This window comes from Croceibacterium xixiisoli (assembly GCF_009827305.1).
Taxonomy (GTDB): Bacteria; Pseudomonadota; Alphaproteobacteria; order Sphingomonadales; family Sphingomonadaceae; genus Croceibacterium_C; species Croceibacterium_C xixiisoli.
Map to the genome: position 1 here is coordinate 1,515,782 of NZ_WTYJ01000001.1, position 21,222 is coordinate 1,537,003.

At 64.6% G+C, this 21,222-nt stretch carries 21 protein-coding genes; 15 read left to right on the forward strand and 6 right to left on the reverse strand.

The window, feature by feature from the left end:
* Positions 1–80 precede the first annotated feature (80 nt).
* Positions 81–1,301, reverse strand: a complete 1,221-nt coding sequence (gene hemA / locus GRI97_RS07245; protein WP_161390868.1) for a 5-aminolevulinate synthase — start codon at positions 1,299–1,301, stop codon at positions 81–83.
* A gap of 107 nt (positions 1,302–1,408) precedes the next feature.
* The gene (gene murI, locus GRI97_RS07250; protein WP_161390380.1) at positions 1,409–2,236 is read right to left on the reverse strand and encodes a glutamate racemase; all 828 of its coding nucleotides are present in this window, start codon (positions 2,234–2,236) and stop codon (positions 1,409–1,411) included.
* Positions 2,237–2,329: 93 nt separating this feature from the next.
* Here murI and plsY point away from each other — a divergent pair, with 93 nt between their 5' ends.
* The 10 genes from plsY to GRI97_RS07300 all read left to right on the forward strand — a co-directional run bounded on the left by plsY (position 2,330) and on the right by GRI97_RS07300 (position 13,082).
* Positions 2,330–2,911 carry a glycerol-3-phosphate 1-O-acyltransferase PlsY gene (plsY, locus tag GRI97_RS07255; RefSeq protein WP_161390869.1) on the forward strand — a complete coding sequence of 194 codons (582 nt, stop codon included), beginning with the start codon at positions 2,330–2,332 and terminating at the stop codon, positions 2,909–2,911.
* Complete coding sequence (dprA, locus tag GRI97_RS07260; RefSeq protein WP_161390381.1) at positions 2,908–4,044, forward strand: DNA-processing protein DprA; 1,137 nt, start codon at positions 2,908–2,910, stop codon at positions 4,042–4,044. The genes plsY and dprA overlap by 4 nt, the downstream gene beginning before the upstream one ends.
* A 152-nt stretch (positions 4,045–4,196) precedes the next feature.
* Positions 4,197–4,811: a glycerophosphoryl diester phosphodiesterase membrane domain-containing protein gene (locus GRI97_RS18870; RefSeq protein WP_161390382.1), complete on the forward strand. Its 615-nt coding sequence runs from the start codon at positions 4,197–4,199 to the stop codon at positions 4,809–4,811.
* Positions 4,812–4,941: 130 nt separating this feature from the next.
* Complete coding sequence (gene topA, locus GRI97_RS07270; RefSeq protein WP_161390383.1) at positions 4,942–7,581, forward strand: type I DNA topoisomerase; 2,640 nt, start codon at positions 4,942–4,944, stop codon at positions 7,579–7,581.
* A gap of 105 nt (positions 7,582–7,686) precedes the next feature.
* Positions 7,687–9,132: an MFS transporter gene (locus GRI97_RS07275; RefSeq protein ID WP_328598512.1), complete on the forward strand. Its 1,446-nt coding sequence runs from the start codon at positions 7,687–7,689 to the stop codon at positions 9,130–9,132.
* A gap of 77 nt (positions 9,133–9,209) precedes the next feature.
* Positions 9,210–9,389, forward strand: coding sequence for a hypothetical protein (locus tag GRI97_RS07280; protein WP_161390384.1), 180 nt, complete (start codon positions 9,210–9,212; stop codon positions 9,387–9,389).
* Between the two features lie 38 nt (positions 9,390–9,427).
* Entirely contained in the window at positions 9,428–9,673 is a 246-nt protein-coding gene (locus GRI97_RS07285) for a hypothetical protein (protein WP_161390385.1), read from the forward strand.
* A 61-nt stretch (positions 9,674–9,734) separates the two neighbouring features.
* Complete coding sequence (locus GRI97_RS07290) at positions 9,735–10,904, forward strand: DUF1624 domain-containing protein (RefSeq protein ID WP_161390386.1); 1,170 nt, start codon at positions 9,735–9,737, stop codon at positions 10,902–10,904.
* Between the two features lie 61 nt (positions 10,905–10,965).
* Positions 10,966–11,505, forward strand: coding sequence for a 3'-5' exoribonuclease domain-containing protein (locus GRI97_RS07295; RefSeq protein WP_161390387.1), 540 nt, complete (start codon positions 10,966–10,968; stop codon positions 11,503–11,505).
* 50 nt (positions 11,506–11,555) lie between these two features.
* The gene (locus tag GRI97_RS07300; protein ID WP_161390388.1) at positions 11,556–13,082 is read left to right on the forward strand and encodes an acyl-CoA carboxylase subunit beta; all 1,527 of its coding nucleotides are present in this window, start codon (positions 11,556–11,558) and stop codon (positions 13,080–13,082) included.
* A 6-nt stretch (positions 13,083–13,088) separates the two neighbouring features.
* On the opposite strand, the gene GRI97_RS07305 is transcribed toward GRI97_RS07300, so the two are convergent.
* The 3 genes from GRI97_RS07305 to GRI97_RS07315 all read right to left on the reverse strand — a co-directional run bounded on the left by GRI97_RS07305 (position 13,089) and on the right by GRI97_RS07315 (position 15,316).
* The gene (locus tag GRI97_RS07305; RefSeq protein ID WP_161390389.1) at positions 13,089–13,571 is read right to left on the reverse strand and encodes a HEAT repeat domain-containing protein; all 483 of its coding nucleotides are present in this window, start codon (positions 13,569–13,571) and stop codon (positions 13,089–13,091) included.
* Between the two features lie 75 nt (positions 13,572–13,646).
* Entirely contained in the window at positions 13,647–14,756 is a 1,110-nt protein-coding gene (gene aroB, locus GRI97_RS07310) for a 3-dehydroquinate synthase (protein WP_161390390.1), read from the reverse strand.
* Positions 14,747–15,316: a shikimate kinase gene (locus tag GRI97_RS07315; RefSeq protein WP_161390391.1), complete on the reverse strand. Its 570-nt coding sequence runs from the start codon at positions 15,314–15,316 to the stop codon at positions 14,747–14,749. Before GRI97_RS07315 ends, aroB begins: the two co-directional genes overlap by 10 nt.
* A 65-nt stretch (positions 15,317–15,381) precedes the next feature.
* Between GRI97_RS07315 and GRI97_RS18790 the strand changes: the two genes are divergently transcribed.
* From GRI97_RS18790 to GRI97_RS07335, 5 genes are all read left to right on the forward strand, one after another.
* Positions 15,382–15,516 (forward strand): hypothetical protein, encoded by a 135-nt coding sequence (locus tag GRI97_RS18790; RefSeq protein WP_268891156.1) that lies wholly within the window; start codon positions 15,382–15,384, stop codon positions 15,514–15,516.
* Positions 15,513–17,405, forward strand: a complete 1,893-nt coding sequence (locus GRI97_RS07320; protein WP_161390392.1) for a hypothetical protein — start codon at positions 15,513–15,515, stop codon at positions 17,403–17,405. Before GRI97_RS18790 ends, GRI97_RS07320 begins: the two co-directional genes overlap by 4 nt.
* Before the next feature lie 9 nt (positions 17,406–17,414).
* Positions 17,415–18,293, forward strand: coding sequence for a tyrosine recombinase (locus tag GRI97_RS07325; protein WP_161390393.1), 879 nt, complete (start codon positions 17,415–17,417; stop codon positions 18,291–18,293).
* Between the two features lie 9 nt (positions 18,294–18,302).
* A complete protein-coding gene (locus tag GRI97_RS07330) occupies positions 18,303–19,253 on the forward strand; it encodes an acetyl-CoA carboxylase carboxyltransferase subunit alpha (protein ID WP_161390394.1) in 951 nt (316 codons plus the stop codon).
* Positions 19,254–19,458: 205 nt separating this feature from the next.
* A complete protein-coding gene (locus GRI97_RS07335) occupies positions 19,459–20,940 on the forward strand; it encodes a M48 family metalloprotease (protein ID WP_161390395.1) in 1,482 nt (493 codons plus the stop codon).
* Positions 20,941–21,013: 73 nt separating this feature from the next.
* On the opposite strand, the gene GRI97_RS07340 is transcribed toward GRI97_RS07335, so the two are convergent.
* On the reverse strand, positions 21,014–21,193 hold the full coding sequence (locus GRI97_RS07340; protein ID WP_161390396.1) for a Flp family type IVb pilin: 180 nt from the start codon (positions 21,191–21,193) through the stop codon (positions 21,014–21,016).
* Positions 21,194–21,222 lie beyond the last annotated feature (29 nt).

Genomic DNA, 21,222 nt, shown 5'->3' on the forward strand with positions numbered 1-21,222 from the left:
AGCCTCAGGCTTTCGTGCTTCAGGGTTCGGGGCATGCAGGCGGGCCGCTGTCCCGCCTGATCATAGCATCACAAGCGGGCTCAGGCGGCCTGCTTCAGTTGCAGTTCCAGCCGGTCCCAGATTTCCAGCAGCGCTTCGGTCAGCTCTGCCATCATCGCTTCGGTATGGGCGGGGCCGGGGGTGAAGCGCAGCCGTTCCGTGCCGCGCGGCACGGTCGGGAAATTGATCGGCTGCACATAGACGCCGTATTCGGCCAGCAGGATGTCGCTGATCTTCTTGGCGCGCACCGGATCGCCCACCATCAGCGGCACGATGTGGGTGGTGGTGTCCATCACCGGCAGGCCGGCATCGCGGAATTTCTGCTTCAGCATGGCAGCGGCGGCCTGCTGCGCATCGCGTTCTGCGCTGGAAGATTTCAGATGCTTCACGCTCGCCAGCACGCCCGCGACCAGCACGGGGGACAGGGAGGTGGTGAAGATGAAGCCCGGCGCATAGCTGCGGATCACATCAATGATCTTGGAATCGGCGGTGATATATCCGCCCATCACGCCGAACGCCTTGCCCAGCGTCCCTTCGATGATGTCGATCCGGTGCGCGGCTTCGTCGCGTTCCGAAATGCCGCCGCCACGCGCGCCATACATGCCCACGGCATGCACTTCGTCGATATAGGTCAGGGCATTGTACTTGTCGGCCAGGTCGCAGATCGCATGGATCGGGGCGACATCGCCATCCATGGAATAGACGCTTTCGAAAGCGATCAGCTTGGGCACATTGGGGTCTTCGGCGGCCAGCAGTTCTTCCAGATGGGCCACGTCATTGTGCCGCCAGATGCGCTTTTCCGCGCCAGAATTGCGGATGCCGGCGATCATGCTGGCATGGTTCAGCTCGTCGGAAAAGATCACGCAATTGGGCAGGATCTTGGCCAGCGTGGACAGAGTCGCATCGTTGGAAACATAGCCGCTGGTGAACAGCAGCGCGCCCTGCTTGCCGTGCAGATCGGCCAACTCGTTTTCCAGCTCGATGTGGAAATGGGTGTTGCCGCCGATATTGCGCGTGCCGCCCGAACCGGCCCCCACGTCATGCAGCGCGCCTTCCATGGCGGCGATGACGGCGGGATGCTGGCCCATCGCCAGGTAATCGTTCGAACACCACACTGTGATCGGCTTGGGCCCATTGTGGCCGTGGAAACAGCGCGCGTTGGGGTAGGCACCCTTGTTACGCAGAATGTCGATAAACACGCGATACCGGCCTTCCGAATGGAGCCGGTCAATTGCCTGGTCGAAGATCTGATCGTAGTTCAGCGGACTTGTCCATGCAGCACCGCGAATATGCGCGGCTTGATGAGTCCCGCGCGACTTAGGCGATGATCCTTCAGGTTTAAAGCACTCAGTTTGCGAGGGATTCGCAACTAAAACAGTTCTATCCGATTGAGACCAAATTGCCGCAGTGCGGGTTGCAGTGCAACAATATCGTCGGCGCCGCCGGTAAACAGCGCCAGGTCGGTATTTTCCCGTCGGAATGGCTGATCTTTGGTCAGAAACGCGATGCGCCGGGCAATACCTTGCGCCCCGTGGACGAAGCGCACATCGGGCCCCATCGCGGTCTGCAGCTCGGCCTCCACCAGCGGGAAATGGGTACAGGCCAGCACCACCGTATCGATTGCATCCCCATCCGGCTGATCGCGCAACCCGGCGGCAGCGCGCGCAAACACCTGCGGATCGACATCCTCTCCGCGCAGCCGGGCTTCGGCGGCAGAAACCAGTTCCGGCGCAGCAAAGCGGATCAACCGCTTGTCCGCCGCAAATTCCGCCTCCAGCCGGTCGACATAGGCCTGGCGAATGGTGGCCGCCGTGCCGAGCAGCCCGATGGTGCCGCTGCGGGTGACGGCGGCGGCGGGCTTGATCGCGGGCACGGTGCCGACGATCGGAATGCGCAGCACATCGCGCACCATGCCCAGCGCAATGGTGGAGGCTGTGTTGCAGGCAATGGTGGCCAGGCGCGGCCGAAACCGTTCGGACAGGCGGCCGAGCAATCCGGCCACCCGCGCGGCGATTTCCGCCTCGGTCTTCTGGCCATAGGGAAGGCCGGCTGTGTCGGCGGCATAGATCACCGGCGCATCGGGCAGCAGAGCGCGCAGCGCGGCCAGCACGGTCAGCCCGCCGACCCCGGAATCGAACAACAGGATGGGCGCCGATGGATCGGGATTGCGATCAAAATCTGCGCCGGACAAATTCATTATCGTTCTCAGCCCGAACTTGTGGAAAGCCTGTATATCTTTACAGCGCGGCCTAACGACAAGCGCGGCTTTGAGCAATGGAGCGGGGTGGAAATGGAATGGGTGAAGGCCTTTGCGCTCGGCTATCTGCTCGGCTCGATCCCCTTCGGCCTGCTGCTCTCGCTGGCGGCCGGGCAGGGCGATATCCGCAAGATCGGATCGGGCAATATCGGCGCCACCAATGTGCTGCGCACCGGCAACAAGGGGCTGGCCGCGGCCACGCTGCTGCTCGATCTGGGCAAGGGGCTGCTGCCCGTGCTGCTGGCCTGGCGATGGTTTCCTGACTACGTGCCGATCACGGCCTTCGCAGCGGTCATCGGCCATTGCTTCCCCGTCTGGCTGCGGTTCAAGGGCGGCAAGGGCGTGGCGACCAATGCCGGCGTCAGCTTCGGCCTCGCCTGGCCGATCGGGCTTGCCTATGCCTTGGTCTGGCTGGGCCTGCTCGGCGTGGTGCGGATCAGCTCGCTCGCGGGCATGAGCGCGGTCATCGCCTCCGCCATCGCGGCGGCGCTGCTGGGCTATATGCAGTTCGTGCCGGTGCTGGCGGGCATTGCCGTGCTGGTGATCTGGCTTCACCGCGCCAATGTGAAGCGGCTGCTCAACGGCACCGAACCACGCATTGGATCGCGCAAATGACGAAGTCCGGGCAGGTGCTTTCGCAGGATGAAGCCTTCGCCCGGATCCGTCTGATCAGATCGCCCAATATAGGCCCGGTCAGCTATCGCCAGTTGCTCAACCGTTTCGGCACCGCGCGCGCCGCGCTGGCGGCTTTGCCCGATCTCGCGGCTCAGGGCGGCAAGCGACGCTACAGCCTGGCCCCTGCCGACCGGATAGAGCGTGAAGTGGGCGCCGTGCGGGCCGCCGGCGCGCGCTATCTGTTTCAGGATTCGTCTGATTATCCTGCCCTGCTGGCACAGCTCGATTCCGCCCCGCCGGTGCTGACCTGTCGCGGCAATCTCGCGCTGGCCTCGCAGCCCTGCGTGGCGATCGTGGGCGCGCGCAACGCTTCCGCCGCTGCGGTGCGGCTGGCGCGCGATTTCGCTGCCGGCTTGGCCGAACAGGGCTATACCGTCGTTTCCGGGCTGGCGCGCGGGATCGATGGCGCGGCCCATGCCGCCGCCCTGTCCTCCACCATCGGCGTCATCGCCAGCGGCATCGACATCGCCTATCCGCCGCAACACTCCGATCTGCAGGAACGGATCGCGCGGGAAGCCTTGCTGCTGGCCGAACAGCCGCCGGGCACCGAGCCGCGCGGCAGCCATTTTCCCAGCCGCAACCGCATCATCGCCGGGCTCTCGCTCGGCACGCTGGTGGTGGAGGCCGCCCCGCGCAGCGGATCGCTGATCACCGCGCGGCTGGCCGGGGAAGCCGGGCGGGAAGTGATGGCCATCCCCGGCAGCCCGCTCGAACCGCGCAGCCGCGGGTGCAATCAACTGATCCGCGAAGGCGCGGTACTGGTACAGGATGTGGACGATGTGGTGGAACTGCTGTCCGGCTTTGACGGCACGCCCCGGATCGTCCTGCGCCCGGCCGAACGGCGAAGCACAACGTCGGATCTGTTCGCCCCGGCACCCACCGAGGCACCCATTGAAGAAGGCGACGACAGCAGAGATATTCTCTCCCTTCTGACCCAGGCGCCGATCAGCGTGGATGAACTGGTTCGCCAGAGCGGGGCGGGTGCCGGCGCGGTGCAGATGGCGTTGCTGGAACTGGAAATCGCGGGCCGATTGGTCCGCCATGCCGGCGGGCGGGTAAGTTTACAGGCGTAAAATTTGGTTCTTTTTGGAACCTTTTGTCACCAAATGGATTGCAACGCCCTGATATCGATTCACACTAGCATATGTGATCACAAAGGGAGGACGGGGTAATGGCTACCAATCCAAGACCGGAAGTCACGGTCGGAACACTGATTTCCGGCGCCGTGGATATTACAAAGCAGAATCTGGGCATCGTTCTGCCGGCTGTCGGCGGTCTGGCCGTGCTGGCCACCATCGGGCAATATCTGACCATCAATGGCTCGCTGGCACTGGGCGGGTTGGTGCAGCTTGGGGTGCTGATCGCAGCCGTCATCGTCGGTTATATCGTGCTCGAAACCATGCTGAAGCAGGCCGGGCTGATGGCTTACAGCGGTCCGCGCCGGTTCCTGCCCTTCCTCGGCCTGTCGATCGTCGTTGGCGTGGGGGTGATCCTCGGCATGATCCTGCTGATCGTGCCGGGCGTCTATCTTGCGGTGCGCTGGTCGCTGGCCCAGCCGCGGCTGGTCGGGCGCGGCGACGGCGTGTTCGACGCGATCAAGGCTAGCTGGAAACTGACCGACGGTTATGCCATGCGGATTTTCCTCTGCATCCTGGCCCTGGGTCTGGTCGTGGTGGTCATCGCGATCATCGCCGGCCTGCTTGGCCCCACCAACATCATCGGCATCCTGATCGGCCAGCTGGCCAATTACGCGCTGACCATGGTCATGCTCGGCCTGTCCGTCACCCTGCTGGGTGAGATCGACCCACTGGGCCGCAAGCTTTCCGAAGTTTTCGAATAAGGCTGGGCTTTCACATAAGCTCGGGCTTTTCGAACAGACGATGTGATAAATTGCGGGTGCCCGCTTGACGAAGTGGCCGTGTGATCTCCACCCTCACACGCGTACACACGTAAGGGCACCCGCACCGAACATGCAGCTTGTCATTGTTGAATCGCCGGCCAAGGCGAAGACTATCGAGAAATACCTGGGCAAGGACTATCGCGTCCTGGCGTCCTATGGCCACATCCGCGACCTGCCGCCCAAGGATGGCAGCGTACGGCCGGACGAAGCCTTCGCGATGGACTGGGAAGTCTATGCCGACAAGCGGAACAAGGATCAGGTCAAGGCGATCGTCGATGCCGCCAAGACGGCAGACCGTCTGATCCTGGCCACCGACCCTGATCGCGAAGGGGAAGCGATCAGCTGGCATGTTCGGGAACTGCTGAAGAACCGCAAGGCTCTGCCCAAGGATGTGGAGCGGGTTACCTTCAACGCCATCACCAAACAGGCGGTGACCGATGCGATGAAGGCGCCGCGCGCGCTCGATACCGATCTGATCGACGCCTATCTGGCGCGCCGCGCGCTGGATTATCTGTTCGGTTTCACCCTCTCCCCCGTACTGTGGCGCAAGCTGCCGGGCGCGAAGAGCGCGGGCCGCGTGCAATCGGTCGCGCTGCGGCTGATCGTCGAACGCGAACGCGAAATCGAATCCTTCCGCGCCCAGGAATATTGGTCCGTCGTCGCCAAGCTGGTGCAGGATGGCACAGCCTTTGATGCGCGGCTGGTTACATTCGATGGCAAGAAGCTGGACAAGCTGGCTCTGGGGGACAAGGGCGCCGCCGATACAGCCAAGGCTGCGGTGGAAGCATCACGCTTCACCGTAGAAGAGGTCGAAACCAAGCCGCTCAAGCGCAATCCCGCCCCGCCATTCACCACTTCCACCCTGCAGCAGGAAGCCGCGCGCAAGCTGGGCTTTTCCGCCAGCCACACCATGCGCTGCGCACAGAACCTCTACGAAGCGGGCGCGATCACCTATATGCGTACCGATGGCGTGCAGATGGATGGCAGCGCCATCAGCGCCTGCCGCAAGGCCATTACCGAACGCTTCGACGGGCATTTCCTGCCGGAAAAGCCGCGCCATTACACCACCAAGGCCAAGAATGCGCAGGAAGCGCATGAAGCGATCCGGCCGACCGATTTCACCCGCGATCACGCCGGTTCGGGGGATGAGGCGCGGCTGTATGATCTGATCTTCAAGCGAGCCATGGCCAGCCAGATGGCCGCCGCCAGCCTGGAACGCACCACGGTGACCCTGCGCGATCCGACCGGGCGGCATGAATTGCGCGCCACCGGCCAGGTGGTCAAATTCTCTGGCTTCCTTGCTGTCTATGAAGAAGGCCGCGACCAGAAGGATGATGACGAGGCGGAGGGCCTGCTGCCGCTGATCCGCAAGGGTGATTCCCCGCACAAGCAGGGGGTGGATGCGACCCAGCACTTCACCCAGCCGCCGCCGCGCTTTGCCGAGGCCAGCCTGGTCAAGCGGATGGAGGAACTGGGTATCGGGCGCCCGTCCACCTATGCCTCCACCATTCAGACGCTGCGCGATCGCGGCTATGTCCGGATGGAGAAAAACCGTTTCTTTGCCGAGGATTCGGGCCGATTGCTGACCGCCTTCCTCGAACGGTTCTTCGAACGCTATGTCGCGTTCGATTTCACCGCCGGCATGGAAGACGAGTTGGACGATGTCTCGGGCGGGCGCGCCGAGTGGAAGGCTTTGCTCGAAGCGTTCTGGCGCGATTTCAAGCCCAAGAGCGACGAGGTGATGGAACGCCAGCCTTCGGAAGTGACCGAGGCGCTGGACGAATTCCTCGATGCCTATCTCTTCCCGGCCAATGCCGATGGCACCGATCCGCGCCTGTGCCCCAAATGCGGGAAGGGGCGGCTGGCGCTGCGGGGCGGGCGGTTCGGGGCCTTCATCGGCTGTTCGGCCTATCCCGAATGCACCTTCCGCCGGAAATTCGGCCAACCGGGTGACGATGGCGCGGGTGACGATGTTTCCATGGGCATCGATCCGGCCACCGGGTTGGAGGTGGAACGCAAGGTCGGCCGGTTCGGGCCCTATATCCAGCTGGGTGAGGGCAAGGATGCCAAGCGGGCATCGATCCCCAAGGATCTGCCCGAATTCGATCTGGAATGGGCGCTCAAGCTGCTGAGCCTGCCACGCGAGGTCGGCACCCATCCAGAAAGCGGCGCCATGATCACCGCCAGCATCGGCCGCTATGGCCCCTATCTGGCGCATGACGGCAAATATGCGAAGCTGTCCTCCACCCGCGACGTCTTCGAAACCGGGATGAATGCGGCGGTGACGCTGCTGGCCGATGCCGCCAATCGCAAGGGCGGCGGCGCGCGGGCCAAGGCGGAACCGATCAAGACGCTGGGCGCGCACCCGACCAGCGGCGGCGAAATGCGCGTGCTGCCGGGCCGGTTCGGGCCCTATGTTACCGATGGCACCACCAATGCGACGATCCCCAAGGATATCGAACCGGCCGATCTGACCGAACAGCAGGCGATCGAACTGATCGACGCCCGCGTGGCCAAGGGCCCATCGACCAAGAAAAAGGCTGCGCGCAAGCCGGCCGCGAAGAAGGCGCCCGCAAAGAAAGCCGCCGCAGCCAAGGCCGATGGCGACAAGCCTGCCGCGAAGAAGCCAGCGGCCAAAAAACCGGCGGCGAAGAAAACCGCCGCCAAAAAGCCGGCTGCGGCGAAGAAAACCGCAGAAACCGCGGATTGAGGCCGCTCGCATGATGGATTTCCCGAAGGCTGGACACGCTCCAACCTTCGGGACCGTCCTGCCGATCCCTTGATCTTCCCTGCGCGCAGGGGCACATGGCGAGCCGTGTTGCAGGAGCGAGCAGACGGGCCGTCCGTGGTGGATGGGCCAATCGTGACCAAGCCGTCGCCACAGGAAAGCGCCGTCGCCGATCCCGATGGTCTGCCCCTGCCGCGTCGCTGGTGGGCGATCATGGCCGTCAGTTTCGGCACCGCCGTGCTGGTGATCGACGGGCAGATCGCCAATGTCGCCCTGCCGACCATCGCCCGCGATCTGGGCGTTTCCAATGGTGTCATCACCAGCGTGGTGACCGTTTACCAGCTGGTGCTGGTCATGGTGCTGCTGCCCTTTTCCAGCCTGGGTGACCGGGTCGGCCATCGCCGGCTCTATCAATATGGCCAGCTGCTGTTTCTGGTGGCATCGGCCCTGTGTCTGTTCGCCAGCACTTTCTGGTTCCTGATGGCCCTGCGCGCACTGCAGGCGCTGGGGGCGGGAATGGCGCTCAGCGTGTCGGCGGCCATGGTCCGCCAGATCTACCCCGCGAACAAGCTGGGCACCGGCATGGGCGTCAACAGCGTCATCGTCGCTTCATCAGGCGCCATTGCGCCGACGCTGGGCGGCTATATCGTCAGCCATCTGGACTGGCAGTGGGTCTTCGTCGCCCCGGTTCCCTTCGCGCTGCTGTCGCTGCTGCTCGGGCGCGCCTTGCCCGAACCGGTGCGGCGCGATGTGCCGGCCCAATGGATCAGCGGCGGCTGGAGCGCGCTGAGCATGCTGCTGCTGATCGGCGGCGCGCAGCTGGCCACGCATGAGAATTTCCCGATCGGCGCGGCGCTGATGGTGGCGGGCGTGATTTCCATCACTTTGCTGGTGCGGCGCGAAAAGGGGCGGGAAGCCCCGGTGGTGCCGGTCGACCTGCTGGCCAGGCCGGTGCTGGGCCTGTCGGCGCTGGCCGCGATCGCCTGCTTCACGGCGTCTGGCGCACTGATGCTCTCGCTGCCCTTCCGGCTCGAATCGCTCGGTTTCCGGCCCGATCAGGCCGGCCTGCTGCTGCTGCCGTTCCCGCTGACCATGCTGGTGGTCGCGCCGCTGTCCGGCTGGCTGTCGGACAGGATCGCCGCGACCAAGCTGGGCGTCACCGGCATGATGATCGCCATCGCCGGGCTGGTGCTGCTGGCAACCATGCCCGCGCAACCGGCCGAACTCGGCATTGCCTGGCGCCTGAGCCTGACGGCAGTCGGTTTCGGCCTGTTCTTCGCCCCCAATTCCCGCCTGCTGATCGGCCGCGCCCCGCGCGAACGGGCGGCGGCGGCGGGCGGCCTGCTCTCGACCTCGCGCCTTCTGGGGCAGACGGTGGCGGCGGTCGTGGTCGGTATCCTGCTCGCCGGCGGGCTGGGCACGGGCAATACCCCGCTGATCATCTCCTGCGCCTTGGCCGTGGTCGCCGCTCTGTGCAGCCTGGCACGCTTCCGTTCGATGAAGCAGGATCAGGCGGCATTGGCGCAGGATTGATCCTCCTCGGCCCGCCGCAATTCAGTCCTCATCATGACTGGCAGGCGAACGGCTTTACTCCCCACCGCGGCCGGCGAATGGCGGTCCGAACAGGGGCGGGGGCCGACTATATGGCGATTGCGGGTTTGCTGGCAGCCAGCGTGATTGTGTTGCCCGCGCTGGATGACAGCACGGCGATGCGGCGGATCATGGAACGCTATCCGCAAGAGGCAGCCAGTAGCGGCGTTTCGGGGCCATCGATGTCGAATATGTCGTAACGCCATAAGGCCGGGTGCAGGAATGCACCGTTCGGCAGGTGTCCGGTTACAGCGGTTTTGGCGCCGTCGTCTGCCATGCGATCAACCTGGTCGTCGGCGCCGACGGGCACCTCCAGCAATGCCAGGCAGTCAGCAGCCAGGCTCCGTCAGCCTTGACGCAGGTGGCCTGCGGCATGGTGGGGGGCTGGAACAGGATGGTCGAGGATGGTGCCGGTCAACCCGCGCCCCATGTCACGCGACTGCATGATCGCTTTCGCGAGGAAGAACCTGCCGTTTTCGATTGATACTATCAAGCTGTTATAACGTATCATTGATTCCCGGACGGCAGACGGGTAGGGCGCGCCCATGCCTTCAGATCAGATCGCCAACGCGACCACCGCCGGGGCGGTCAAATCCCGCATCCTGTCTATCGACGCCCTGCGCGGGCTGGTGATCCTGCTGATGCTGGTCGATCACACGCGCGAATTCTTCTATCTCCACGCGCAGGTCAGCGATCCGATGGATGTATCGACCACGGCACCCGCGCTGTTCTTTTCCCGCCTTGCCGCGCATCTTTGCGCGCCGGTGTTCGTGGCTCTGACCGGGCTGGCCGCCTGGCTCTATGCCGCGCCACGGGGCGGAGCGGGGGCGGCCTCTTCTTTCCTGGTCCGGCGCGGGCTTTTCCTGATCATGCTGGAATGGACCGTGGTGAACTTCGCCTGGAATTTCGATCTCTTGCCGCCGATGATCTTCCTGCAGGTCATCTGGGTCATCGGTCTGTCAATGCTGGCGCTGGCGGCGCTGGTGCATCTGCCGCGCAAGCTGCTGATCGCGGTCGGCTTGGTGATCGTGCTCGGGCACAATCTGCTCGATCCCGTGCATGTCGCTCCCGGCGATCCCGGCCATGTCCTGTGGGCGGTGCTGCATGATCGCGGCGTGATCGATCTGCCCTTCGGCGGGCAGGCGCGAACATCCTATCCGCTGTTGCCCTGGATCGGCGTGATCGCGCTGGGCTATGCCGTGGGTCCGTGGTTTGCGAAGGGCGCGGATGCCGCAGGGCGCCACCGGGCGCTGGTGGTCACCGGACTGGGCGCGTTGACCCTGTTCCTGCTGCTTCGGACCATCAACCTCTATGGCGAACCGACCCCCTGGGTTGCAGGCGAAACCGGGCTGCAGACGCTGATGAGCTTCCTCAATGTCACCAAATATCCGCCATCAGCCGATTTCCTGTTGCTGACGCTGGGATGCGGCGCGCTGTTGCTGCGCGGGCTGGAGGGATTGCCCGGGCGGTTGCCCGCGCTGCTTTCCGTTTTCGGATCGGCGCCGCTGTTCTTCTACATCCTCCACCTCTATTTGCTGCACGCGCTCAACCGGCTTTGGGGACTGGCCACTGGCGCGACCGAACTGGTCAGCCTGCCCAATGTCGCGGCCATCTGGCTGATGGCCGCGCTGGTTGCCATCCCCTGCTGGTTCGCCTGTCGCCGCTTTGCCGCAGCCAAGCACACCAGCAGCGCCTGGTGGATGAAATATCTGTGAGGCTCCAAATTACCGATTTTCCGCTCAGACCATCTTTAAAATCGCGCTACCTTTCCCGATCATGAAAAAGAACATCATGATCGATTGCGAAGCTTCGGGCCCATGTCCGCAGTTCGGCAGCCTGATCAGCTTTGGTGCGGTGGTGATTGAACCATCGCTGGATCGCCAATACCGCTCCCCGTGCATCCGCCCCGATTGCGATGCTTTCGATCCTGCTGCCTATGCCGCCATCGGCATGAGCCGGGCAGATCACCTCGGCAATGTGCAGTGCAACCTTGCCGATGCCATTGCCAGTTTTGCCGGCTGGGTCGCAAATTTGGACGCAGACCGGGTGGTCTTCTGGTCGGACAACCCTGCCTTTGACTGGCAGTGGATCAACCATGGCTTTGCCACAGCCGGGATAGCCAATCCCTTCGGTCATTCGGCCCGCCGGTTGGGCGATCTCTATGCCGGACTGGAACGCAAGCCGGCCAATACGCAAGGGTGGAAGAAATACCGACAGACCCCGCATGATCACGATCCGCTCAACGATGCGCTCGGCAATGCCGAAGCCATGCTGGCGATATTGGGCAAACATGGAATGGCAGGCTGGACGGAATAGTTTATTCCTGCACATTCAGGCCTGAGAGAACGGGCCAGCGGGGAGAATGCATGTCCGCCAATATCGCAGAACTCGAACGCCGCCGCGCCGCTGCCAGGCTGGGGGGCGGGCAGGCGCGGATCGATGCGCAGCATGCCAAGGGCAAGCTGACCGCGCGGGAGCGGATCGATGTGCTGCTCGATGACGGGTCGTTCGAAGGCTATGACATGTTCGTCGAACACAATTGCACCGATTTCGGCATGGCGGAAAAAACCATTCCGGGGGATGGGGTGGTCACCGGCAGCGGCACGATCAACGGGCGGCTGGTGTTCGTCTTCAGCCAGGATTTCACCGTTTTCGGCGGCAGCCTGTCCGAACGCCATGCGCAGAAAATCTGCAAGATCATGGATATGGCCATGAAGGTCGGCGCCCCCGTCATCGGCCTGAACGACAGCGGCGGCGCCCGCATTCAGGAAGGGGTCGCCAGCCTGGCCGGCTATGCCGAGGTGTTCCAGCGCAATGTGCTGGCCAGCGGCGTGGTGCCGCAACTCAGCCTGATCATGGGGCCTTGCGCGGGCGGGGCGGTCTATTCCCCGGCGATGACCGACTTCATATTCATGGTGAAGGATTCCTCCTACATGTTCGTCACCGGGCCCGAAGTGGTCCGGACCGTCACCAACGAAATCGTCACCCAGGAGGAACTGGGCGGGGCGGTCACCCACACCACGCGCACGGGTGTCGCCGATCTGGCGCTGGACAATGATGTGGAGGCGCTGCTGGCGGCGCGTGAGTTCATCAGCTTCCTGCCGGCCAGTAACCGCGCCGATGCGCCCGAACTGCCCTGCGATGATCCGTGGGATCGGGCCGAACCCAGCCTTGATACGCTGATACCGGCCAGTGCCAACCAGCCCTATGACATGCACGAACTGGTGCGCAAGGTGTTGGACGAAGGCGATTTCTTCGAAATCCAGCCGGCCCATGGCGGCAATATTCTCTGTGGCTTCGGCCGGGTGGAGGGGCGCACGGTGGGCGTGGTCGCCAATCAGCCGATGGTGCTGGCCGGGGTGCTGGATATCAACGCCAGCCGCAAGGCAGCGCGCTTCGTGCGTTTCTGCGACGCCTTCGGCATTCCGATCCTGACCTTTGTCGATGTGCCGGGCTTCCTGCCGGGCACGGCGCAGGAACATGGCGGCATCATCAAGCATGGTGCCAAGCTGCTGTTCGCCTATGCCGAAGCCACCGTGCCCAAGATCACCGTGATCACGCGCAAGGCCTATGGCGGCGCCTATGACGTGATGGCCTCAAAACATCTGCGCGGGGATTTCAACTACGCCTGGCCCACCGCGGAAATCGCTGTGATGGGGGCCAAGGGCGCGGTGGAGATCATCTTTCGCGGGCTGTCGCCCGAAGCGATCGCCGAAAAGACCCGCGAGTATGAAGACCGCTTCGCCAATCCCTTCATCGCGGCCCAGCGCGGCTACATCGATGAGGTGATCATGCCCCATGCCACCCGCCGGCGGATCGCGCTCGGTCTGCGCATGCTACGCGGCAAGGCACTGGAAAACCCCTGGAAAAAGCACGACAATCTGCCGCTGTAGCAGCAGCTATCCCCGCGCTGACCGCATCTGCGGGGGTTGGGGCGGTATTGTGTACAACTGGTCCAGCGGGATTCCCGTCTCAGGCTGACAGGCAGGCTGGCCCAGTTGCGTCACGGTCAGTTGCGGCAGGCCACACAGTTCCGCAGCCTCAATGACCGAAGGCAGCGGATCATCCGCCCGCAATTCACCAACCACCAGCGGCAGAGCAATGGATGTGTCGCGCTGCGCCAGCCCCAGAATGGCTTCTGCCCTGACAGCTTCGTCGCTGTCACCGGCCGCCCGCTGCAATATGTCGCGCACGGCCGGCGTGTCGATCTGGTCCTCAGCCAGCAGGTAGATCGCCCATTCGCGGTTTATCGCATCCTGATCGCCGGTCAGGAACATCAACAGGCGGAGGTTTTCCTCGGCTGCCGGATCGTCGAAAAGAATGACCTTTTCTGCAATGGCATCCAGCAGAAAAGGCGACGTTGGCAAATAGCGATCGGTCATGTCGGCTAGCTGGCACAGGCTGATCCTGTCTCGCAAGCGCACAAATCCGTAGCTTTCGATCACCCGTGCGCCGATTCAGGCAGTTTTCAACTGTTCATCCAGAAAATGGGCAATGTCATCCAGCGCCACCTGCTTATCCAGGAATGCTTCCCCCACGCCGCGCAACAGTACGAAGGGCAGGGTGCCGGAATCCATCTTCTTGTCATGCAACATGTGATTGGCCAGCTTGCGCCCGTCGGCATCCATGCCCAGCGCCGCGATGCTGATCGGCAGGCCGGAGGCACCGATGGCCGCCACCACGCGTTCGCCATCGGCCTCGCTGATATAGCCGCGCCGTGCCGAATATCGGGCTGCCAGCACCATGCCCAGCGCCACGCCTTCGCCATGCAGCAGGCGGTCGGAAAAACCGGTTTCCGCCTCCAGCGCATGGCCGAAAGTATGCCCCAGGTTCAGCAGCGCGCGCGCGCCGGTCGTTTCCCGCTCGTCCTCGGCCACGATCCGGGCCTTGGCCTTGACGCTTTCCGTGACGGCATAATCCTGCGCTGCCTTGTCGCCGGCCATGACCTTGGGCCCTTCGGTTTCGCACCAGTCGAAGAAAGCGCGGTCCCCCAGAATGCCGTATTTGATCACTTCTGCATAACCGGCGCGGGTTTCGCGCACCGGCAGCGTGTCCAGCGTGGCCAGATCGGCCAGCACCAGCCCCGGCTGGTGAAACGCGCCGACCAGATTCTTGCCCGCGCTGGTGTTGATCGCGGTCTTGCCGCCAACCGACGAATCGACCTGCGCCAGCAGAGTGGTGGGCAATTGCACGAAGCCGCAGCCGCGCTTCATGATGGAGGCGGCAAAACCGGTCAGATCGCCGATCACCCCGCCGCCCAGCGCCAGGATATGGTCGCCGCGCTCCACCTCTTCATCCAGCAGCCAGTCCATTACCCGTTCCAGCACGCGCCAGCTCTTGGCGCCTTCACCGGGATCGAGCACCAGCCAGCGCGGTTCCTTGCCGGCCGCTTCCAGCGATGTGGCCACGGTGTCGCGCCACAGCCCGGCGACGTTCGAATCGGTGACGATTGGCACCCGCTGCTTGCGCAGCAGTTTGCCGCACTGGCCGGCCACATCGGCCAGCAATCCGCTGCCCACGCGCACTTCATACGAACGCCCGGCAAGGGCCACAGGGATTACAGCCATTGATCTAGTGCCTTCAGAATCTGGTTGATCGTTTCGGTGTGCGGGCCGGTCTTGCTGGTCACGCGCAGCGGCGCGAGCGCGTAGGCGCCATCGCGTTCCCGCTTCAGCCGGCTTAGAATCTCATGCGGATCGCCATTGCGCAGCAGCGGCCGCGTGTCCTTGCGGCCGACGCGTTCGACCAGCGTGGCGACATCGCTGTCCAGCCACACGGCCACGCCCTTTTCCAGGATCAGCCTGCGGGTTTCTTCCTGCATGAAGGCGCCGCCGCCCGTGGCGATGATGCAGGGGCCATCATCCAGCATGCGCGCGATCACGCGCCGCTCGCCATCGCGAAAATGCGCCTCGCCAAACCGTTCGAACACTTCTGCCACAGTCATTTGCGCGGCTGCTTCGATCGCTTCGTCCGCATCGACGAAGGGCAGATCGAGCAGATGGCCGAGCTTGCGCCCGATGGTGGACTTGCCCACGCCCATCATGCCGATGAGCACGAGGGGCCGGTCCAGCCGGCTTGCGATGGCCCTGATTTCGCCATCGTCGGGGAGGGGGGGTGCGTTGGTCATTGCCGCATGCGCTATAGTTGCGCTAACCGCCCGTGCAAGTTCGTGAGGAATTGCAATTGGTGGCAATGCGCCTGGGTAAGATCTGGTCTGGACTGCTGGCGGTGCTGATCGTGCTGTTGCTGTTCGCCTGGTATGATGGCGGGCGGGAACAGCAGCGGCTGATCGAACAGCCTGTGGAATTGCCGGGGAACACGCGATGAGACATGCCGTTCTGCTGGCCGGTGCTGCACTGGCCCTGAGTTCCACCTTGGCGCTGAGTTCCACGCTGGCCTTCGCCGCGCCGGAATCGCTGCTGCCGCCGGTGTTCGACAATCCCGCACCAGCGCCCGCGCCCGCGCCGCGCCCCTCTGCCCAGCGCCCGGCGCCCGCCCCCTCGGCCCCTTCGGCATCGGCGCAGCGTCCCGCCCCCGCCGCAACCGGACAGGCCGCCGCGCCCGCACCGCTTCCCGGCATCGGCATGCCGGTGCCCGTCATCCCGCCGCCGCTCGTTTCCGGCGCTCCCCTGCCATCGGGTTTCCCGTCGCTGCGGGAAATGGAGGCGATGGATCCGGATGAGCTGGACGAGCTGCTCGGCCTGAAGCCCAAGTTCGACATCCCCCCCGCTGCCCGCCGCGCCATGAGCCAGGTCGGCGTCATCAGCACGCAGGAAGGCGGCTTTGGCCCGCGCGCGCTGGCCGGCCAGCCCGAAGCGCTGGTGCGCAAGGCGATGGAGGGGACGCGCGGCCCGATCGTGTCGCGCTGGGGCCACATGCTGCTGCGCCGCGTGCTGGCCAGCCGGCTCGATGCTCCCACCGGCGCCAATCCGGCCGATTTCGCCGCCCAACGCGCCGCCCTGCTCAACCGCATGGGGGAGGCGCAGATAGCGCGGGCGCTGGTGCAGGATGTCGATTCGGCGAATTACACCCTGCCGCTCACCAATGCGGCCTTCGCCGCCTACTTCGCGACAGGCGATATTCTCGGTCTCTGCCCGGTCATGCGGCTCAAGGCGACGCAGCGGAACGATGCGCAGTGGGAAATGCTGCAGGCGATCTGCCTGGCGCATGAAGGCAATGCCTCCCGCTCCGAAAGCCAGCTTCGCCGGGCCCAGCGCAGCGGCGGCACCGCGTCGATCGATGCGCTGCTGGCCCAGCGTTACGCAGGGGCCGCCAGCCAGGGCCGCCGCGCGGTCACCATCGAATGGGGCAATGTCAAGGAACTGACCCCCTGGCGGTTCGGCCTTGCCCGGTCGCTCGGCGTGGAAATTCCCGCCGATCTGCGCAACGCAGCCGATCCCGCCTATGATCTTTCCGATGTGCTGATCCCGGCCACCCCGCTGCAGCAGCGGGCCTCCTCGGCCGATCGTGCCGGCGCGCGCGGCGTGCTGTCAGCCTCGGCCATGGTGGATCTCTATTCCCAGGTCTGGGCCACGGCGGAAATTACCGGCGATCTGCGCGATCGCGCCCGGCTTTTGCGTGAAGCCTATACCGCCAATGATGTCGCCGCGCGGCTGACGGCCATGCGCGGCCTGTGGGGGGATCAGCCCGCCTATGGCCGCCAGGTGTTGACCGCCTATGCGGCGGCCCGCGTCCCGGTCAGCGATGCGCTGGCCGATGATGCTGCCGATCTGGTCGCTTCAATGCTGTCCGCCGGGCTTGATCGCAATGCCCTGCGCTGGGGCAGCGTCGTGGGTGAAGGCAGCCAGGGCTGGGCCCTGCTGGCACTGGCCCAGCCGCAGCGCAACAGCCCGGTCGGCTCCGGCGCCTTCGGCAATTTCGTCGATGGGGACAGCAGCGACGGTCAGCGCAAATCGCGCTTCCTGCTCGCAGGTCTGGCCGGTCTCGGCCGGCTCGATGATGGCGCCGTGGCCAGCTATTCCAGCCAGCTGGGCGTCGATCTTGAGCGTGACAGTGTGTGGAGTCAGCGGATCGACAAGGCGGCGGAGGTCAACAATCCGGCGCTCGTCGCGCTGCTCGCCGGGGTCGGCATGCAGGGCACCGGGTGGGACAAGATGAGCGCCCGCCACCTGTTCCATATCGTGCGCGCGCTGCGCATGGTCGGGCTGGAAGCCGACGCCCGCATGATCGCCGCCGAAGCGGTCGCACGGGGATAAGCATCCGCGATGGGCGCGGCGATCGATGCGTTCCTGGCCATGCAGGCCGCCGAACGCGGTGCCGCGCTGAACACGCTGGCCGCCTATCGCCGCGATTTGGAAGCCACGGCCGAACAGCTAGGAGATCTGGCCGCGGTCGACCGCGAAGGACTGGGCCGACTCGGATCGCTCTGGGCGGAATTCTCGCCCGCCACCGTGGCGCGCAAGGCTTCGGCCCTGCGGCAGTTCTTCGCCTTTGCGCAGGATGAAGGCTGGCGCGCGGATGATCCCTCGGCCTTCCTGCCCCGTCCGGCAACGCGCCGTCCCTTGCCCAAAATCCTCAGCCACGCTCAGGTCGCCGCGCTGTTCGACCGCGCCGAACAGGAAGCCGCTGGCGACAGCCCGCCGGCCGTGAGGCTGCTTACCTTGCTCGAACTGCTTTACGGATCGGGCCTGCGCGCGACCGAGCTGGTCAGCCTGCCGCTTTCAGCAATCCCGCGCGATGCGCCGCTGCTGAATCTCACGGGCAAGGGCGGGCAGCAGCGCATGGTCCCGATTTCGCACCGTGCTGGTCAGGCCCTGTCGCGCTGGGTACCTCTGCGCGGGGTGGAAAGCCGCTATCTCTTCCCTTCGCGCGGCAAGCATCTGACACGGATTCGCCTGTTCCAGCTGGTGCGCGAACTGGCCGCGCGGGCGGATATCGATCCCGCAGCGGTCAGCCCGCATGTGCTGCGCCACGCCTTTGCCACCCATCTGCTCGAAGGCGGGGTGGATCTGCGCGTGCTGCAAACCCTGCTCGGCCATGCCGATATCACCACCACCCAGATCTACACCCATGTGGATGCCGCAAGGCTGGTTGCGCTGGTCAATGAACGGCATCCTCTTGCAGCCGGCGATAAGGGCGGTTAGCGCGTTGCGATGATTTCTTACCTCGAATTCGAGAAGCCGGTCGCCGAACTGCAAACCCGCATCGCGGAACTGCGCGCTGCGTCCCAGGGCGATGACGTCGACATTTCCACCGAGCTGCAGCGGCTGGAAACCAAGAGCGCGGAACTGCTGGCCAGTACCTATGCTTCGCTCACGCCCTGGCAGAAAACCCAGGTCGCCCGGCATCCCTCCCGCCCGCATTTCCGCGACTATGTCGAAAGAATGTTCAGCGATTTCATGCCACTGGGCGGCGATCGTCTCTATGGTGATGACGAAGCGATCATGGGTGGTTTCGCCACGATCGGCGGGCGCAAGGTGATGCTGATCGGCCATGAAAAGGGCCATGATACGCAAAGCCGGCTGCGCCACAATTTCGGCATGGGCAAGCCGGAAGGCTATCGCAAGGCGATCCGGTTGATGGAAATGGCCGGCCGGTTCGGCCTGCCGGTGGTCACTCTGGTCGATACATCCGGCGCATTTCCGGGAATCGAGGCCGAAGAACGCGGCCAGGCCGAAGCCATCGCCCGTTCGACCGAAGCCTGCCTGGCGCTGCCGGTGCCGATGGTGGCGGTGATCGTGGGCGAAGGTGGATCGGGCGGCGCCGTCGCGCTGGCCAGCGCCGAACGCGTGCTGATGTTCGAACATGCGGTCTATTCGGTGATTTCGCCCGAAGGCTGCGCCTCGATTCTCTGGCGCACCGCTGAGCGCGCGCCACAGGCCGCCGAAGCCATGAAGATGACCGCGCAGGATCTGCTTGGCCTGGGCGTGATCGATCGTATCGTGCCCGAACCGATGGGCGGGGCACATCGCGATCCGGCTGCGGCGACCGATGCGCTTTCGCTGGCGATCACCGATGAACTCAACCAGCTGGTCGGTCGCGATCCCGCCGAACTGCGCCGCAAGCGCGAAGATCGCTTCCTGGCGATCGGGGTCAAGGGCTGAGGCTGATCCGGCCCGGTTGCCGGCACAGACAATCGAGAAATTCAGACGCCGTCGGTTCTTCGGGAACCGGCGGCGTTTTGCTTGGTACAGCCTGCAACTGATGGCGGTTCATGGCGCGATTTGGCGCGCCCGGTAACAACGTGCCTCAGGGTGACAAGCGGCAGGGGCTATGGCAATTGCCGGACAATGTTGGAGGAGCTCTGAAATGCCGCATTCCCGGACTGTTCTTGCCCGTCTGTGCCTGGCCGGTGTCGCCAGCCTGTCGCTGGCGGCCTGTGCCACTGTTCCGGGCGCAGCCATCGCTCCCGGATCGCCGATTTCTGCGGCAGAGGCGCAGCAGGGTGCCGAATATCACCCGCAATTCGTGGCCGAATTCGGCGGCGCCATGTCCGGCCCGCAGGCCAGCTATGTCGAACAGGTCGGGCAGAAGATCGCGCTGCAGTCGGGTCTCGCCAACAGCCAGTCGGCCTTCAACGTCACTTTGCTCAACAGCTCGGTCAACAATGCCTTCGCCGTGCCCGGCGGCTATGTTTATGTCACCCGCCAACTGGTCGGGCTGATGAACAATGAAGCCGAACTGGCGGGGGTGATGGGGCATGAGGTTGGCCATGTCGCTGCCCGCCATTCCGCGCGCCGGCAACAGACGGCCCAGCGCAACCAGCTGCTCGGTGTGTTGGGTTCGGTTTTGTCCGGCGTGCTGCTGGGCGATTCGACGCTCGGCCGGCTGGGACAGGAACTGTCGAGCACTGCGCCGCAACTCGCCACGCTCAGCTATTCGCGCAGCCAGGAACTGGAGGCTGATCAGCTGGGCATCCAGTATCTGCGCGGCGCCGGCTATGATCCGCGCGCCATGGGCACGCTGCTCTACAGCCTCGCGGCGCAGAATGCGCTCGACGCCAGCCTGCAGGGCCGCGCCAACGCCACGGCGCCGCAATGGGCCTCCACCCACCCGGATCCCGCCAGCCGCGTGCAGAGCGCACTCGCCCAGGCGGGCAACGCCACCGGGGTCACCAATGCCGATGTCTTCCTTACCCGCGTCAACGGGCTGATGTATGGTGATGATCCGCAGCAGGGCGTCATCGAAGGGCGTGCCTTCATCCACCCGGCCATGCGCCTCAGCTTCACCGCCCCCGAAGGCTTCTACATGGTCAATGGCGCGCAGGCGGTGTCGATCAATGGCGAAAGCGGGCGCGCGCAGATGAGCACCGCCAGCTTCAGCGGCAATATCGATGCCTATGTGCGGCAAGTGTTCCAGGGCCTGGCCGGGCAAGGGCAGCAGCTCGCCCCGCAACAGCTTCAGCGCACCACCATCAACGGCATTCCGGCCGCCTATGGCACGGCGCGGGTCGCCTCGGGGCAGAGCCAGGTCGATGTTTCGGTGTTTGCCTATCAGTTCGCCAACAACCAGGCCTACCATTTCGCCGCCATCACGCCGGCGGGCGGGGCCGGGGTGTTCAATTCCATGTTCCAGTCGATGCGGCGCATCACCGCGCAGGAAGCGGCTCAGGTCATTCCGCGGCGGATCAGCGTGATCACGGCGGGGCGGGGCGACACCGTGCAGTCGCTCGCCGGGCGGATGGCCTTCACCGACGGCCAGGTCGAACGCTTCCGCGTGCTCAACGGGCTGACGGCCGACAATCAGATCGTTGCCGGGCAGAAGTACAAGATCGTCGTGAAGGCGAACTGACAGCGGACACAAGAAAAGGGCGGCAGATTGCTCTGCCGCCCTTTCGTCACACCATTAAGGCTGATTGTCAGCCTTAGCGTGCGGTGTTGTTCGAACCCAGTTCGTCCGAAACGGTCGTGAACGTCGTTTCGAGATTGTCGCCCAGGGTCGACATGGCGGTGATGGCGGCAACGGCGATCAGCGCTGCGATCAGGCCGTATTCAATTGCGGTGGCGCCCTGTTCGTCGCGGATCAGCTTGCTGAAAAACTTCATGATGGTCTCCTGGTTGAGGTCTTCGATAC

What these genes read in the sequence shown, in the direction of transcription:
- murI (WP_161390380.1), bottom strand. Translation starts at nt 2,236, where the DNA reads ATGAATTTGTCCGGCGCAGATTTTGATCGCAATCCCGATCCATCGGCG.
- GRI97_RS07305 (WP_161390389.1), bottom strand. Translation starts at nt 13,571, where the DNA reads ATGACCGATCGCTATTTGCCAACGTCGCCTTTTCTGCTGGATGCCATT.
- topA (WP_161390383.1), top strand. Translation starts at nt 4,942, where the DNA reads ATGCAGCTTGTCATTGTTGAATCGCCGGCCAAGGCGAAGACTATCGAG.
- GRI97_RS07325 (WP_161390393.1), top strand. Translation starts at nt 17,415, where the DNA reads ATGGGCGCGGCGATCGATGCGTTCCTGGCCATGCAGGCCGCCGAACGC.
- dprA (WP_161390381.1), top strand. Translation starts at nt 2,908, where the DNA reads ATGACGAAGTCCGGGCAGGTGCTTTCGCAGGATGAAGCCTTCGCCCGG.
- GRI97_RS18790 (WP_268891156.1), top strand. Translation starts at nt 15,382, where the DNA reads ATGCGCCTGGGTAAGATCTGGTCTGGACTGCTGGCGGTGCTGATCGTG.
- plsY (WP_161390869.1), top strand. Translation starts at nt 2,330, where the DNA reads ATGGAATGGGTGAAGGCCTTTGCGCTCGGCTATCTGCTCGGCTCGATC.
- GRI97_RS07335 (WP_161390395.1), top strand. Translation starts at nt 19,459, where the DNA reads ATGCCGCATTCCCGGACTGTTCTTGCCCGTCTGTGCCTGGCCGGTGTC.
- GRI97_RS07320 (WP_161390392.1), top strand. Translation starts at nt 15,513, where the DNA reads ATGAGACATGCCGTTCTGCTGGCCGGTGCTGCACTGGCCCTGAGTTCC.
- GRI97_RS07300 (WP_161390388.1), top strand. Translation starts at nt 11,556, where the DNA reads ATGTCCGCCAATATCGCAGAACTCGAACGCCGCCGCGCCGCTGCCAGG.
- GRI97_RS07290 (WP_161390386.1), top strand. Translation starts at nt 9,735, where the DNA reads ATGCCTTCAGATCAGATCGCCAACGCGACCACCGCCGGGGCGGTCAAA.
- GRI97_RS07315 (WP_161390391.1), bottom strand. Translation starts at nt 15,316, where the DNA reads ATGACCAACGCACCCCCCCTCCCCGACGATGGCGAAATCAGGGCCATC.
- GRI97_RS07280 (WP_161390384.1), top strand. Translation starts at nt 9,210, where the DNA reads ATGGCGGTCCGAACAGGGGCGGGGGCCGACTATATGGCGATTGCGGGT.
- GRI97_RS07295 (WP_161390387.1), top strand. Translation starts at nt 10,966, where the DNA reads ATGAAAAAGAACATCATGATCGATTGCGAAGCTTCGGGCCCATGTCCG.
- GRI97_RS07340 (WP_161390396.1), bottom strand. Translation starts at nt 21,193, where the DNA reads ATGAAGTTTTTCAGCAAGCTGATCCGCGACGAACAGGGCGCCACCGCA.
- aroB (WP_161390390.1), bottom strand. Translation starts at nt 14,756, where the DNA reads ATGGCTGTAATCCCTGTGGCCCTTGCCGGGCGTTCGTATGAAGTGCGC.
- GRI97_RS07330 (WP_161390394.1), top strand. Translation starts at nt 18,303, where the DNA reads ATGATTTCTTACCTCGAATTCGAGAAGCCGGTCGCCGAACTGCAAACC.